The sequence below is a fragment of the Mesorhizobium sp. M7A.F.Ca.US.006.01.1.1 genome (genome assembly GCF_003997935.1).
GTDB lineage: Bacteria > Pseudomonadota > Alphaproteobacteria > Rhizobiales > Rhizobiaceae > Mesorhizobium.
In genome coordinates this window covers 1-14,379 of record NZ_RZQL01000185.1, presented here as the reverse complement: position 1 = coordinate 14,379, position 14,379 = coordinate 1, and the positions used below count along the sequence as shown (strand labels likewise).

General features: G+C 62.6%; 11 protein-coding genes. 3 read left to right on the top strand and 8 right to left on the bottom strand.

Annotated elements, in window-relative coordinates:
• The 6 genes from EN943_RS26655 to EN943_RS26630 form a co-directional block, all read right to left on the bottom strand.
• The coding region (locus tag EN943_RS26655) for a tetratricopeptide repeat protein (protein ID WP_127415269.1) at positions 1-613 on the bottom strand (613 nt) is incomplete at its 3' end.
• Entirely contained in the window at positions 613-1,005 is a 393-nt protein-coding gene (locus EN943_RS26650; RefSeq protein ID WP_063174078.1) for a response regulator, read from the bottom strand. The genes EN943_RS26655 and EN943_RS26650, both read right to left, overlap by 1 nt.
• A gap of 263 nt (positions 1,006-1,268) precedes the next feature.
• A complete protein-coding gene (locus EN943_RS26645) occupies positions 1,269-1,652 on the bottom strand; it encodes a response regulator (RefSeq protein ID WP_174299098.1) in 384 nt (127 codons plus the stop codon).
• Entirely contained in the window at positions 1,652-4,087 is a 2,436-nt protein-coding gene (locus tag EN943_RS26640) for an ATP-binding protein (protein ID WP_013525345.1), read from the bottom strand. Before EN943_RS26640 ends, EN943_RS26645 begins: the two co-directional genes overlap by 1 nt.
• Before the next feature lie 825 nt (positions 4,088-4,912).
• Complete coding sequence (locus EN943_RS26635) at positions 4,913-5,419, bottom strand: hypothetical protein (RefSeq protein WP_245475985.1); 507 nt, start codon at positions 5,417-5,419, stop codon at positions 4,913-4,915.
• A gap of 175 nt (positions 5,420-5,594) precedes the next feature.
• Positions 5,595-6,602 (bottom strand): YadA-like family protein, encoded by a 1,008-nt coding sequence (locus EN943_RS26630; RefSeq protein ID WP_245475984.1) that lies wholly within the window; start codon positions 6,600-6,602, stop codon positions 5,595-5,597.
• 639 nt (positions 6,603-7,241) lie between these two features.
• Here EN943_RS26630 and EN943_RS26625 point away from each other — a divergent pair.
• The 3 genes from EN943_RS26625 to EN943_RS26615 all read left to right on the top strand — a co-directional run bounded on the left by EN943_RS26625 (position 7,242) and on the right by EN943_RS26615 (position 10,326).
• Entirely contained in the window at positions 7,242-8,384 is a 1,143-nt protein-coding gene (locus EN943_RS26625) for a helix-turn-helix transcriptional regulator (RefSeq protein ID WP_013525342.1), read from the top strand.
• A gap of 74 nt (positions 8,385-8,458) precedes the next feature.
• On the top strand, positions 8,459-9,568 hold the full coding sequence (locus tag EN943_RS26620; protein WP_245475983.1) for a helix-turn-helix transcriptional regulator: 1,110 nt from the start codon (positions 8,459-8,461) through the stop codon (positions 9,566-9,568).
• Positions 9,569-9,699: 131 nt separating this feature from the next.
• Entirely contained in the window at positions 9,700-10,326 is a 627-nt protein-coding gene (locus EN943_RS26615) for a LysE family transporter (protein WP_164778385.1), read from the top strand.
• A gap of 251 nt (positions 10,327-10,577) precedes the next feature.
• Here the strand turns inward: EN943_RS26615 and EN943_RS26610 are convergent, their stop codons facing one another.
• Both EN943_RS26610 and EN943_RS26605 read right to left on the bottom strand, forming a co-directional pair.
• A complete protein-coding gene (locus tag EN943_RS26610; protein ID WP_164778384.1) occupies positions 10,578-11,504 on the bottom strand; it encodes a hypothetical protein in 927 nt (308 codons plus the stop codon).
• 193 nt (positions 11,505-11,697) lie between these two features.
• On the bottom strand, positions 11,698-14,379 hold a 2,682-nt coding region (locus tag EN943_RS26605; RefSeq protein WP_127415265.1), incomplete at its 5' end, for an autotransporter domain-containing protein.

The following is a 14,379-nucleotide window of genomic DNA, read 5'->3' as shown; positions in this document are numbered from 1 at the left end:
GGATATCAGTGTTTTTCGGCGCCAGCCGGAGGGCGCGGCGATACGCATTCTCCGCCTCCGGCAATTGTCCCGCAGCCCGCGATCGTCGGCCCTCCTCCATCAGGCCGGCGACGGGATCCGGCCGCGGCGGGCGCGGTATCTTCCTCGCGGTCGCAGGCTTCGCCTTGCTGCTGCCGGCCCGCTGGGCTTTGCGGATGTTGGCAACAAGGGTACTTGCATCGGCATTGCCGGGCTCCGCACGCGACACCTCTTCGGCGAGCGGCAGGGCGGCGTCCGGATTGCCCGAGCGGAACTCGACCTCGGCCATGCCGAAGCTGGCGTCCCGATATGTCGGGGCAAGGGACAGTGCCTTGGAAAAGGATTCGCGCGCCGCCGGCAGATTGTTGCGTCCAAGCTCGGCGAAACCGAGTTGCACCAGGGCGTCGGCATTGTCGGGCCTGAGCGCCAGGGCTCGCCGGAAAAGATCCGCCGCCTCCTCGAAATGCTGCGCTTGCCTGGCCTTGACGCCGAACTCGTAAAGTTCATCCACCGTCTGCGCCAACGCCGCGCCCTGGGGCGCAGCGATCGCCAGGACCAGCCATGCGGCAAGGGCTGCGCGCCGGCCGCGACGCATCAGCGCTTCCCGCTCTTTCGCGCGAGCAGACGCGCAAGCCGGGCCAGCAGCTCCTCGGGAATGAATGGTTTCACAAGATAGTCGTCCGCTCCCTTCTCCAGGGCCGAGACGATATCCCTTTCGCCCTTGCGGGCGGTCAGCATGACGACCGGAGTATCGGACAAAGCCGGATCGTTTTTGATGCGGGCAAGCACCTCCAGGCCGTCGGCCTTGGGCATCATCGCGTCGAGCACGATGATGTCCGGCGCCTCATGCTCCGCCTTCAATAGCGCTTCCGCGCCGTCTACTGCCTTGATGACCTCATATCCCTTTGCCCTGAGCCTGAATTCCATCAGCTCGATCAACAAGGGATCGTCGTCGCAAATCAGAACTCTTGCCTTCGATCCGTTCACCAGCCTTGCTCCGGTTCCGTCGCCCCCCGGAGTGATCAACCCATGAACCGACATCCGCCAATGCGGTTCATGCAGACAGAAATATTCTTCTCAGCTCTCTCATCGACGTCCGCCGATGCCACCGCGATTATAGACAACCTGATTCGCTGCGCCTGCACCCTCGGCACAATCAGTAGATGAATAAGGCGACATGGTATAGGAGCCCTGAACGGCATCGCACAGTCTGCTGCCAGAACGCGCTCGGTGGCCAGTCAATCGTCGACTCAGGCGCGCGACAGAAGCAATCTTTTGACTTCACGGGCAAGCGCAAGCGGGTCGAACGGTTTGGCGATCACCCCTACCGCGCCCATTGCCAGATAGCGTTCGACCTCATGCGTCTGGGTGCGCGCGGTGATGAACACCACGGGTATCGAGGCCGTCGCGCCAGCCTCGGCCAGACGCCTCAGCGTCTCCGGCCCATCCATGTCCGGCATCATCACGTCGAGCAGAATGAGGTCGGGTTGCCATTCGGCGGCATCGGCCAGTGCCTGCATGCCCGAAGAACAGGACCGCACCTCGAATTCCGGCTCGAGCTCCAGCGACATCTGGGCGATTTCGCGGATATCGTCCTCGTCATCCACATAGAGGATCCTTGCGCGCATCAGCATCACTCCTTGGCGTTCGCGGCAAGCCGGGTTCGGGACGTAACCAACATGCTCCTGACCAGCTTTGCCACATCGATCTCCGACGCCTTGGTCTTGGTCATGATCGCCTGCACGCGATCGCCGAGTTTCTGGTCGAGCTCCGCCGCCGAAAACACGATGACGCCGGTCTCCAGCGGCAGATCGACGAGGAGATCCAGGCCAGATCCGTCGGGGAGTGCAATGTCCAGGATGATCAGATCGAAGCGATGCTTCGCGACCGCCTGCCGAGCTTCCTGCAGCGTCTTTGCGGATGTGATCGAGACGCCCGAGCCCAGCCCCTCCGACATAACCGCGAGCACGCCCTCGTCGTCTTCGACATGCAGGACCTGTGGCCTCGGCTCGACCCTGCGGCCGACGATCTTGGCGAGAGCGGCGTGAAGCCGTTTCGAGTCCACCGGCTTCTCCAGCCAATCGATGATGCCGACGGCGCTGCCGTTCAGCGAGCGCCTGGCCTCGTCGGCGACGGCGGAGATGACGATGACCGCAATGTCGGAATTCACCGGTGATGCCCTTAAGTCGTGAAAGAGCTTGATGCCGGATTCCCCCGCCAGCTTGATGTCGAGCGTCAGCGCTACGTAGTCGCGGGAGCTCAGGAGCGCCTTGGCGGTGTCGATATCGGGCGCGACGTCGCTGGAAAAGCCTTCCGCATCAAGAAGTGCCGCGATCACCGCAGCGATGTCGGGCTCGTCCTCGCAGATGAGGACACGCAGGCGGCCATCGCGCTTGCGCGCCCGGCGCTCGACCAAAACCGGCTTGTCGGCCTGCCTGTGCGCCTCGGGAAGGTCGACGTGAAACGAGGTTCCCTGGCCTTCCTCGGTTTCGAAGGAAACGGCGCCCCCGAGCTTTTCGGTGATGGACTTGACGATGCTCAAGCCCAGGCCGGTGCCGCCAATTTTACGGGTGCTGGAGGCGTCCGCCTGCTCGAACTTTCCAAATATACGGCTGCGGAAAGCCTCCGGGATGCCGGCGCCCTGGTCCACCACGGAAATGCGCAGCATGTCGCGGTCACGACGCTGGAATTTCACAGTGACGGTCCCATCGGTTTGCGAGAACTTGATCGCATTCGACAGGAGGTTCGCCATCACCTGGTGCAGGCGATCCGGATCGATGTTGGCCTCGGCGCGCGGGGCATCGTCGACCAGAACGATCCTGATCCGACTGTCGGCCATGTAGTTGGAGCTGGCGGCAATGGCCTGCTCCAGGACCTGGCGGACAGGCATCTGCTTGATCTTGAAGGTGATCACGCCCGATTCGATCTTCTCCATGTCCAGAATGTCGTTGATGAGAAGAACCAGCCTTTCGCTATTGGTGTGGGCGATGTTGACGAGATTGGCGGCCTTGGGCGGCAGTTCGCCGGCCACGCCGGCCGCGATCAGGCCGAGCGAACCCCGGATAGAGGTCAACGGTGTGCGCAACTCATGGCTGACCGTGGAAATGAAATCGTTCTTGAGCTGGGCGGTGCGTTTCTGCTCGGTGATGTCGCGATTGTAGGTGATGACACCGACGATCTTGCCGGACTCGTCGCGGAACGGTGCCTTGAGCGTGTAGAGCCAGCCTTGCCGGCCATCCGGCAAAAGCGCCGGCTGATCGATCCGCAGCGTCTGCCCTGCCTCCAGCGCGCCCATCTCATCCTGCCGGAACCGCTCCGCGACTTCTTTCGGATAGAAATCGAAATCCGTCTTGCCGATCAGATCGTCGACTGAAGTGGCGCCAACCATTTCGGCGGTGGCCGGATTGGCGGCGATGAAGCGGCCGTCGACATCCTTTATGTTCAGGCAATCGGGCAGTTCGCGAACCATGGCCCGGTAGGTCATGTTGGACATCAAGAGCTCCCGCCGGCGCTGCTGCCGATCGAGCAGGACGCCGATGATGATTGTGCTGAGGAAGCGGAACACGAGCGACGGGAACGTGCTCTGCTGCACCAGGCCGGCGACGGCTTGCGTGGGGATGACCAGAAGCGTGATCAGCCCGGCGAGAGCGACCGTTACGCCCAGACCGAATATGTCGTACATGGTGCGCGAACGGGCCGCGACGATGTGATGCCACGCGATACCGACGATTGCGGTGATGAGGATACCCATCACCCCGGCGCTGGCGCCCTGCCCGCCGAGATGGACGCGATAGGCAATGGAGCCGACCGTGGCGATCAGCATTGCCGGCCATCCGCCGAAGAACGCGGCCGCAGCAATGAAGGCGGCGCGCAGATCGACGACGAAGCCGGAGACGGACAACGCCGTCGCCATCGAAATGATCGCGCCCACGCACATGACCACGCCAAGAAGCAGCGACTGCATCCGCTTCGAAAGGCGCCCGGTGAAGTCCGCCACAAGGTCCCAGGCGACCACGAGGATGGAGACCAGTGCAAGATTGGCGAGGAGTGACTGCCAGATCTCGATCATGACTTCGGCTCCTTTTTTCCGATAGATAGCGCCAAAACCTATCCGAGGTCTAAAGAAGCTACAGCCCGGTCGGCGGTGCGGTCGACCCCGCGATCAGGGCAGCTCGGTGGGGCCACCTTGATTGCTGCTGCATCTATGGCCGACATGAGGCGCAAAGCCGACGGTCCGGTTAGGGCAGTGAAGTCCGCGTTCCGCCAATTTTTGGCAGACAGTCGCCATCCATCGTTTTCACGTGAACAGCCTTGTTCGCCAAAACCCGTCCCCTGCCCCACCAGCCCTTGACGAAAATCGGCACGCCTGTGAGACACAGGGGCGGGGACATTTGCCCCGTGGGTACATCTATAGTCGAAACACGGGATCGCGCGGCAATTTTGGTGGCAAAGCCATACTTCTTATCGGCCGCGTAAAGATCGGCGGACTTCTAGCTCACCAACTCGCGCAGTCCGGGGCAGTTACAGCAGGTGGTCCCCTAGTCCTTGCCGACACTGACGATTTACGCAGGGCAAATCTGGGAAGGCATCTGCTGGGTGTGCCCTACCTCCACTACAATAAGGCGGAAGCCACCGCCGATCGAGCCGTATTGGTTATGACGACCGTTGCGAGCATCGTCCCGCCGTTGCCGCCATTGGGCGAGCCGCCAATGCCGCCCTGGCTTGCCGAGTCATTGCCACCCGAAGCTTGCCTGCGCCGCCGGACCCGCCGCCAAACGAAAGATGGATGTTGCTGGCCACGCCGCCCTTGGCCTCGTTGCCGGAAAGGTCGACATTGCTGATGGTAACGGTTGCGCCTTCATTGATGAACAGCGCTCCGCCTGCATCCACGTTCCTACGGCTTGACCGCTTTGGTTCCCTTCTTCGCTTGCACGGCGATCGAGGGCCCATCCGGCGGCGGGCCTGTAACGGCCCTCTTCGGCGGCTCGGCGGCGGGTGTGTCGGGCGCCTGCGGCCCGCCGGACGTGAGGTTGACCGACACACCGTAGACTTTCCACTGCCGGTTCACCGGTTCGAACAGCAGCTCGAAATTGACCTGCAGCGGTACCGATGGGAAAAACCCCGCTATGTGCAGCATACCGTTCGGCTCGATCTGGGGCAGCAAGGTCAGTTGCGGATCGAGCACCGCGACGGCGCTGAAATCGAGCGCCTGCTTGCGCTGACTGGCGAAGATGTCGCCGAGCCCCGCGGCACTGTTGGCTTGGAAATTCGGCGAGCCGAGATCGCGAAGCACCGTGTAGTTGCCGGTCTTGTTGGCCTGGTTGAGCGCCAGCAGCGTGCTCCGGATCAGGATCAGCACGCCGTTGCGGTCGATGCTGGCGGGATGGGCTGCCTTTTGCATCACCCGCTTGTCTCTGCTTTGCGCATGCGCGGGCTGCACAGGCACCGAGACGACCATAAGCGCGCCGGCCAACGCAGCGAAAAAACCGCGGGCGCCCGAGGGCCGCCAACCGGGCGCCCGCCACTGAAAAGACACGATCTGCTGAAGCCCCAAAACCCCGTTCATGCCGGCCGCGTCAGTTCAGTGTCCATGAGGCTCCCACGCTGACGCCGACATCGCCACGGCTGGTTGTCGCCGACACGGCGGCGTTGAGGCGAAAATCCTCACTGGTGTTGTAGCCAAGTCCCAGCGCCAGGCCCGATTGCCCCTTGAAATGACCAAAGCCGCCAGCGATCGACAGTTTCTCAGGCCTGTCATCGTAACGCAGTCCCGCCGTCGCCAGGGCTAGCGCCGTACCGCCACGGGCTTCCGTGCGGTTTGCGCTGATCTGCTTGCCAATATCCTGGAAGCCGGATTCAAGCGCGCCAACGCGGCCGTCGAGCGCAGCAATATTGGTGGCATTGGTCGTTACCCTGGTGTCGAGATCCGCGATCTGCGTGGTGTGCGTGGTGAGCGTGTTGGTGTTGCTGGTGATGCGCGTCTCGTGATCGGCGAGTTCGGTGGTGTTGGCCGCGATCTGCGTCGTGTTGTTGGTGATGCGCGTCTCATGATCGACGAGCTCGGCGGTGTTAGCGGTGATCTGCGTTGTATGACTGTTTACCGTGGTGCTCAGATTGGTGATGTCGGTGCTGTTCTGGGCGACCTGTGCCGGCAAGGTTTCGAGAGACGCTATATCGAATGTTGAAGCCGCCAGATTGCCGTCGCCGTCCGTCGTCATCAGATAGGTCGTGGCGCCTTGCGCATCCTTGCTCGCCTGCGAACTGACGCCGGCCAGCGTGTAGGTGTTCCCGCCGGTGCCGATGGCGACCTGGTTATCGCGTGTTGTCGATGTGCCTTGGCCGATCGCGGTGGAAGCCAAGAAATTGGCAGTTGCCCCCGCGCCCAGCGCGGTGGCGTTCAAGGCATTGGCGGTTGAGTTGTGACCCAATGCAGTGGCTTCGTTCTGCCCATCAGCCGCTACGCCCGCCTCGGCGCCCATGCCGATGGCCGTGCCACCGCTGCTCAGAAAGCCGATATCAAGTCCCGCTTTTGAATAGGCGCCCAGGGCAGTGCCCTGCGCCCCTGCCTCCGCATTATAACCCACGGCCGAGCCTTCGAGTTCTCCCACATACGCGTGCGGACCGACGGCTGTGGCGAAGGCAGCAGATGTCTGTGCCTGTCCTATAGGGATACTGGTATCATTGCCGCAGGCGAGGCTGTTGGAATGGCCAGTGTCGTGGCCGCCAGCGCACTCACCTGCCAACGCATGCCCTGGAAATACCGAGATGGCCAAAACCATCGCGCCGGCCAAAGCGGTGACGAGGACCGGACCGCCGCGCGAGCTGTCTTGCTCAGTCGCTTTCGCGTCTCTCGATGCGAGACGGAACCGCCTCCCATCCGACGGTGCGGCTGTCTCTAGTTGGCGCGGCGCGCCCGCCTGCTTGATCATTCTTGCCACCACGCCCAAAAACCCCCGATCAAATTGCCGATGTGGCGGGAGAGTGCAGACAAGGCGATGAAGCGAACAGTCGTCATATGCCGACTGTTCCTCGCTTTGTGAGGCCGCTACCTCCTTGTTGGGTCGGGTTGTTGCCGCATGGTCACATATTCATTTTTGCTAATTATCGATGAGGAGACCCGGTGGCGACATCATCGCCTTCAGCGACAATGCAACTTGCGCGAGAGCTTCCGTGTGTTAGGCTTCTTCACGAAACCTGATCGTCCCAAGGATCGGAAAGTTCCCATGGCTGACGTCACCATCGAAGCGGTCTCCGCCGTGGTCGGCCAGATTTATGAGGCGGCCTACGACCAGGAACGCTGGCTCGGTGCGGTAACCGGCCTGCGCGACCTGTTCAAGGCATCGCGAAGCTGTATCGCGCGGCTTGATCAGCGGGCGTTCAACGCGGTGGGGACTGTCGATGATCCGGGACTGTGTACTCCCGAGGCGGCGGCAGCACACATGCGGGATCCCATCAGCACCGTCGTGGCTGCGCTGCCGGTTGGCAACATCTATGACCGTGCACGGATAGCGGAAGACGGCGCCGACTTCCGCCGCCGTGAGCTTTGGCAGGACTGGATGAGGCCGCGCGACATGCATCATGGGCTCGCCTCGAATCTTCTCGCATCCAACGGCTCCTATTGGTTTTTCGATATTCACCGCGGCTCCAGGCAGGACGCGTTCGGTGCCGACGACATCGACCTGTTGCAGAAGATCGTGCCGCATATGTTGCGCGCCGGGCAGATCGGCCGGCGGCTGGAGAACACCTCGGCGTTGGCATCGGCTTTCTCCCACCTGCCCTTCGGCGTGTTCCTGGTCAACGGCCACCAGCGGATCGTTCAGATGAACGAGGCCGCCGAGGCAATGCTGGCGCGGCCTGACAGCCCGCTGAGGCTGAATGGCGGCACGATCGTCGCCTCCAATCCCCGGGATGCGCAGGAGCTTCAACAATTGGTCGCGGATGCCTGCTCGCTGCCGGACGGAGCCATGCCCGGACCCGGCGGAACGCTGATGGTGCCGTCGGATCACAAGCGCTCCGACCTGACGCCGCTGGTGCTGTCGGTTGCGCCCTTCGTCGACGCCCGCGCCTACGGTTTGGCCTCGGAACGGTGCGCGGTGATCATGGTCACCGAGGTCGCCCGGCGCATCCCCGATGGCTTCGAGACGCATGTCCGCAGCCTGTTCGACCTGACGCCGGCCGAAGCCCGGCTCGCAGCGACATTGGCATCCGGGCGGACGCTGAAGGAAGCCGCGGCAAGCTCGAGCATCACCGTGAAGACCTGCCGCACCTATCTCGAACGTATCTTCTCCAAGACTCGCACCCGGCAGCAGAGCGAACTGGTTGCGCTGCTCAAGAGCACCGAACCGCTTAGCGGGCGCGGCGGGTAGCCGGCTCATGCACAGCGAGCGTGCTAAGGATTTCGAGGCCAATGGCTGACGCAAACCTGGAAGCGGTGTCCGCCGTGGTCGGCCAGATCTACGAGGCTGCCTACGATCAGGAACGCTGGCTCGAAGCAGTGACTGGTCTGCGCGATCTCCTTGGCGGCTCGCGCTCCTGCATTGTGCGGCTCGATCCAACGACGAGCAACGCAGTTTCAACAGTTTATGATCCCGAGTTCGTTTCGTCCGAAGTAACCGCTGCGCACATGCGCGATCCCATCAGCGTAGTCGCGGCCGCCCTGCCTGTGGGCAAAGTCTATGACCGCACGCTGGTAACGGAAGGGGGCGCCGGCTTCCGCCGCCGTGAACTCTGGCAAGACTGGTACAGGCCGCGTGACATGTATCACGGGCTTGCCTGTAATCTTCTGGCCGCCAACGGCTCCTATTGGTTTTTTGATATTCATCGCGGTTTGAGGCAGGAAGCGTTCGGTGGCGACGACGTCCAGCTGTTGCAAAAGATCGTGCCGCACATGCTGCGCGCCGGGCAGATCGGCCGGCGGCTGGAGAATACGTCAGCGCTGGCATCGGCTTTTTCGCATCTGCCCTTCGGCGTGTTTCTGATCAACGGCCATCAGCGGATCGTGCAGATGAACGAGGCCGCCGAGGCGATGCTGGCGCGGCCCGACAGTCCGCTGGCGCTGAAGCACGGTGTGGTAGTCGCCTCCAATGCCGGAGATGCGCAGGAGCTTCAACGGCTGGTTGCCGATGCCTGCTCGTTGCGGAACGGCGCCATGCCAGGCACCGGAGGAACGCTGATCGTGCCATCGGATCACAAGCGATCTGATCTGACGCGGCTGGTGTTGTCAGTCGCACCGTTCGTCGATGCCCGCGCCTATGGCCTGGCGTCGGAGCGCTGCGCGGTGATCATGGTGACGGAGGTCGCCCGGCGCACTCCCGATGGCTTCGAGCTACATGTTCGCAGCCTGTTGGACCTGACACCCGCCGAAGCGAGGCTTGCAACGGCATTGGCATCGGGGCGGTCTTTAAAGGAAGCCGCGGCCCTTTCCCACATTACCGTGAAGACCTGCCGCACCTATCTCGAACGGATTTTCTCCAAGACCCGGACCCGGCAGCAGAGCGAACTGGTCGCGCTGCTCAAAAGTACCGGGCCGCTCAGCGGCCGTGGCCGGTAATTCCCGAACAAAAAATCTAACAGTCGGCATTTGCCGATTGTTCGGGGCCGCGTCTTTCGGCCAGATTTTGGCTAGGTTTGCAGTGGCCAGCCATGAAGTAGGGCAGGTCGTTGATGATGCGGGGCCAATCAATGATGGAAACCGGATACGTTGTCGCGGCCGGATTATTTCCGTTTGCCGTTTCCTATACGCTCGTGGCAATGCTGCCGGGTGCCAATTTTGCCGTCGTTGCGCAGGCCGGGCTGACCGCGTCGCGTGCTACGGCGCTTTCCGCTGCCGCCGGTATCGCCCTTGGCGCAAGTTCGCTGGCGGCCGTCGTCGCGACGGGGGTCGGTTCATTGCCGCACGAGGGCATCGCGCATCAGATAGCCGCCAGCCTCTACGGCGCACTGCTGGTCCTCATTGGATGGAACTCGATGCGGCGAGCTTGGTCGATCAAGACGGGACCGGATGAGCCGAAACCGGTCGCAAACGTTCGGCACTTCCGGCTGGGTTTTGTCACTGCGGTGGCAAATCCCGCAACTGCAATATTTTTCGCCTCTTCAACGCTGAACTTAAATCTCCGCGGGGCGACTTACCTAACCGTGGTCGCATTGGTGTTTGCCATTGCGATCGCCTGGTTTGGTCTTCTTGGCCTTTGCATTTCCCAACCTGTAACACAGCGGTTCTACAGACGTTTCCGAAAGCATGCGGATATCGTCCTGGGAGGTGCCCTGGTGGCGCTCGGCTTCGCCGCGCTTGGGTCTTTGAAGGGCTAAAACATGTAGCGGTGTCTGGACTGGACTAGGACGTGACAGTCCAATCGTCGGCATTCGCGATTTCAGCTCTCGGGCGTTCACCGTTGGGGCGGTACGTCTGACGATCGGTGCTGCAGGTGGACTGGACAGGGTCGCGCTCACTGCAATTTGCTAGGACGGCAAGCGACGACCGGGCCGCACTCGCGCCATCGGCGATTAGCGACGCACTCCCGACGATCTCCAGTCCCCGAAGATCGGCTCGCCTGCGCGGTTTAATAGAACGGCGAATATGGCTCCCGGTCCGCTCGTGTGAAGACGGAGATGGGCTGGTCAATCCGCGCGACAACGCCCGCTCCGAAATTAATCCCAGTTCCGTCGCAGACACCAAATATGTTCGACCGCGTTCCGATCAGCACATTGACCGGTTTCCCGGCTTGGACGGGGTATGTGCTGTTGTGAATGAAAAGGACGCCGGTTGCCTGCAGCGTGTCATGCGCATTGCCGTTGCTGCTCGCTATCTCGACATAGTCGCGCCCTGCGAATGAATTTTGTGTCCAGATGCCGACAACCCCTTCCACCGAGAGCCAACCATTCGCCCAACCGTCCGCGTCGCGCGGAGAGTATTGTGTGAACAGGCGATAGGTAAGTGGGTCCGATAGCCAGAAAAGCGTTACGTAGCCGTCGATATCAGGCACATAGGTGAACCAGACGCCGGTTTCGCTCGCAGCCCACAGGCCATCCGCATCGTATGGGTCCAAATTGTTGGCGCTGACGAAATCCATTGACAGGGGTACCGGATCAGTCACGGCGTGATCGAAGAGTTGGGTGAGCGTCCAGCGCCCATTGTAGTTGAACCACTTGTCGAAGTAGGTTCCTCGAGCCACCGAGCTCAGGTCGATGATCTGTCGCTCCCCCCGTTCGACCGGACCAAAAGGAACGGGGTCGAAGTCCGGCAATTTGAGGCGCGGTATCATGACTGTGCTGGTCGCCAGTCGTGGCGACAACTTGCCCAGATCAAGCATGGATCCTGCTTTGCCAACCGCCGAACGCACGTTCCGCGCGATCAGATCCGTTCGATATTCTCGCCAATAGTGCCCGGACAGGATCTTGTCGAACGCGACCATCTGTTCGATCAGATGGTCGACGTCTTTGGCGGACCGTTTGGGCTTGGAAAGGAAAGCGTTCCGATGGCCAAGCAATTGCTTTCGCGCCTTGGCCTCCCTTCCAGAATGTCCGCGTCGAACGGCAGTTTACACCCCTCTGTTGGCGTAAAGCCGCTTTCATGCTTCGTGTGGAAATCGCCCATCAACTTGACCATGCTGCCTCCATCAGTCTCTGGCTAATCTTGCAACCAAGGTGACGGCGCTTCCTGATGATCGCCACCTCTCGCCGTCAGAATTTCACCGCGAGATCGAGCTTAGCGCCATTGTCGACAGCGCCACCGCCGAACTGTCCGGAATAGGACAGGGCGAGCGTCGCATTGGCCGACATTTTGAGGTCGATGCCGGCCTCGATCACGGCGCTGTCCGTGGCGATCGGCACGCCGGCGATGGTGAAGGCATCGCTGCCGGCAAAGGCGACCGTCGACAGCGGCGTGGTATCGCCGAAAGCGTGCCGCCAGCCGAGCATGCCGCGCGCTGTCGCATTGGTGTTGCCGAGCGCAAAACCGGTCGAGCCGCGCAGGCCGAGCGTGGTGAAGGTGGCGTCGGTGGTGGAACCCGCGCTGGTCAACGCTGCCGCGCCGCCCTTTTCGGTAAAGCCGTCGGTGTGCACGCTGACATAGGCGAGATTGACGAAGGGCTCGAACTTGAAGCCCTCGGCATCGGGCCCGCTGCTACCGACCTTGTAGGCAAGTTCGCCGAAGATCTGCGCGGTGCCGGCGTCATAGTCGGCCGAAAGTTGATCGGCAAATCCGTTGAAGGCGACCGAGCGTTTTGTCGACAGGCTGCTCCAGCTGAAGGCCCCACCGGTTCGGAAAGCGATGGCGCCCCAGTTGGTGCCGCCATAGAGACCGAGATGGTAGTTGTCGGCGTCGCCCCTGGAGCTGCGATCATCGGCATCGAAGTTCGCATGGCTGTAACCGCCAAGCAGACCGACACGCCAGCCGCCCACCAGCGTGTCGGCGCCCGCCAGCAGGCCCCCCGTCGAACGATCGAAAGCGGCGGCGTTGCCGTCGCTGTCGGTGTTGCCCCAGGACCCGAAAGCCTGGCCCCAGACGGCAAAGCGATCGGTGTCGGCGGCGACCATCTCGGGGCCACCCTCGCCATAGGCCATGACGGGAAGTGCTGCGGTGCCAACATCGCCGAAGGCGGCGCGGACACGGCTGGTCGCGGCATCGCGGACGAAGCGGCTGTCCTCGACCAGCATGCCCTTGGCCGAGGCATGGATTTCGCCAGACAGCTGGTCGAAGACAGTGCGTGCCTCGGCGTCGGTGGCCAGGCCGGCGACGGCGTTGAACACAGCCCCGCTAGTCAGGCTGTCCAGCCCTTCGCCCGTGGCGATCTGGTTCGGCGTCAGCCCGGCATCGGCGAAGTCACGCACCTTGGCCACGTCGAGATAGGCGTTGTTGGCGTCGTAGGTGTCGGTCACCGACAGGAATGCGGTATTGGTGACGCCGGTCACCGAACCGAATTCGCCGGTCAAGCCGCCGTCGGCGGTGAGCACCTTGTATTGCGCGCCGACTTGCAGGTTGCCCACCATATGGACTTCAAGAGTGGAACCGGCAGCCAGCGTCGTCGTGCCAGTCGAGACAAACTTGTCCGATTGATTGAGGCCCCCGATATCGACCGCATAGATCGAGCTTCCATCGAACTGCGCATTGCCGCTCGTGTTGAGCACATCGCCGGCGAAGCCGTTGACCACCGTCGTGCGGCCTTGATTCACGAACATCGCCAGGTTGGTGAAGTTGGTTGTCGCGATACCGCCCACTCCGGCAGCATCGACGATGCTCCCGGGACCATTGGTCATCGTGTCGCCGCCGCCGCCGAAATCGCTGGTGCCGCCTGCCGTGCGCCAAGTGCCGTTGTTGTTGAATGTGTCAGCAGCAGCGCCAAAGGTCACCGTACCGGTGATGAAACCTGCGTTGGCAAGGACGAACGGCCCGCCGGTGGCCACGAGCGCTGAGTCGGTCAGCAGCCCGGAGCTGTTGCGGATCGTACCAACCGACGTATTGGTGATGGTGCCGCTGGAACCCGTCACCGTCACACCGCGCGCTACGCCGCTGGCCGTGCCGGCAACATTGACGTTCACCACGCCGGCGCCGGTTGCCTTGATGCCTTCGGCGGCAGTGCCGGTGACCGCGCTGTTGGCAGTCACCGTGACCGTGCCGGTGCCGCTATTGGTCGCTTCGATGCCGGTCAGGCCCGACACCGCGCCGGTGGTCGTCACACCAACTGTGCCGGCGCCCGCCGCGTTGGTCTGACGCGCGATGATCGCCGTATTGCCCGTTGAGGACACCGCGCCGGCGTTCACCAACACACTGCCGCCGGTGGTGCGCGCGTAGACACCATTGCCCGACGTCGCGGTTACCGGACCGACCGTCTTCACCGTCGTCGAGCCGGAGCCTAAGTTCTCCGCGTCGACGCCGAATCGTGCTCCGATGGCACCATTGGCCGTCACGTTGATGTTGCCAGTTGCGGCAGCTGGGAAGATCGCGGTGACGATGCCGGCATTGCCCGACTTAATGTCGCCGTTCGCCAGCGCCGTGACATTGCCGGTCGTCGACTGCGCCTGGATATCGATGGCGTCCTTGCTGCCGGCCAGCGCCGTTACCGCGCCGGTGGTGACAGTGATGGCGCCGCCTGCGGCGGTATCGCGCACCACAATGCCTTTGCCTGCCATCGAGCTGCTGGCGCCTGAGATGTTGACGCTGACCGTGCCGGAACCATTGTTGAGGATGTTGGCTGCATCGCCGCTGCCGCCGGCGAAACCGCCGGCGCCGGTGACCAAGATATCGCCAGCGCCGCCGGTGCCGGCGATCAGCTCCAGGCCATCCGTCGCGCCGGTCACCTTGTTGGCGGCATTCACTGTCACTGCGCCGCCGCCGGCCGCCAGAATGCCCTCGGAGAGGGTGCC

Bases quoted from the DNA above. Each gene is read 5' to 3' on its own strand.
- EN943_RS26645 (WP_174299098.1), bottom strand. From the start codon at position 1,652: ATGCTGATGCGCGCAAGGATCCTCTATGTGGATGACGAGGACGATATC.
- EN943_RS26640 (WP_013525345.1), bottom strand. From the start codon at position 4,087: ATGATCGAGATCTGGCAGTCACTCCTCGCCAATCTTGCACTGGTCTCC.
- EN943_RS26635 (WP_245475985.1), bottom strand. From the start codon at position 5,419: ATGCAAAAGGCAGCCCATCCCGCCAGCATCGACCGCAACGGCGTGCTG.
- EN943_RS26625 (WP_013525342.1), top strand. From the start codon at position 7,242: ATGGCTGACGTCACCATCGAAGCGGTCTCCGCCGTGGTCGGCCAGATT.
- EN943_RS26615 (WP_164778385.1), top strand. From the start codon at position 9,700: ATGATGGAAACCGGATACGTTGTCGCGGCCGGATTATTTCCGTTTGCC.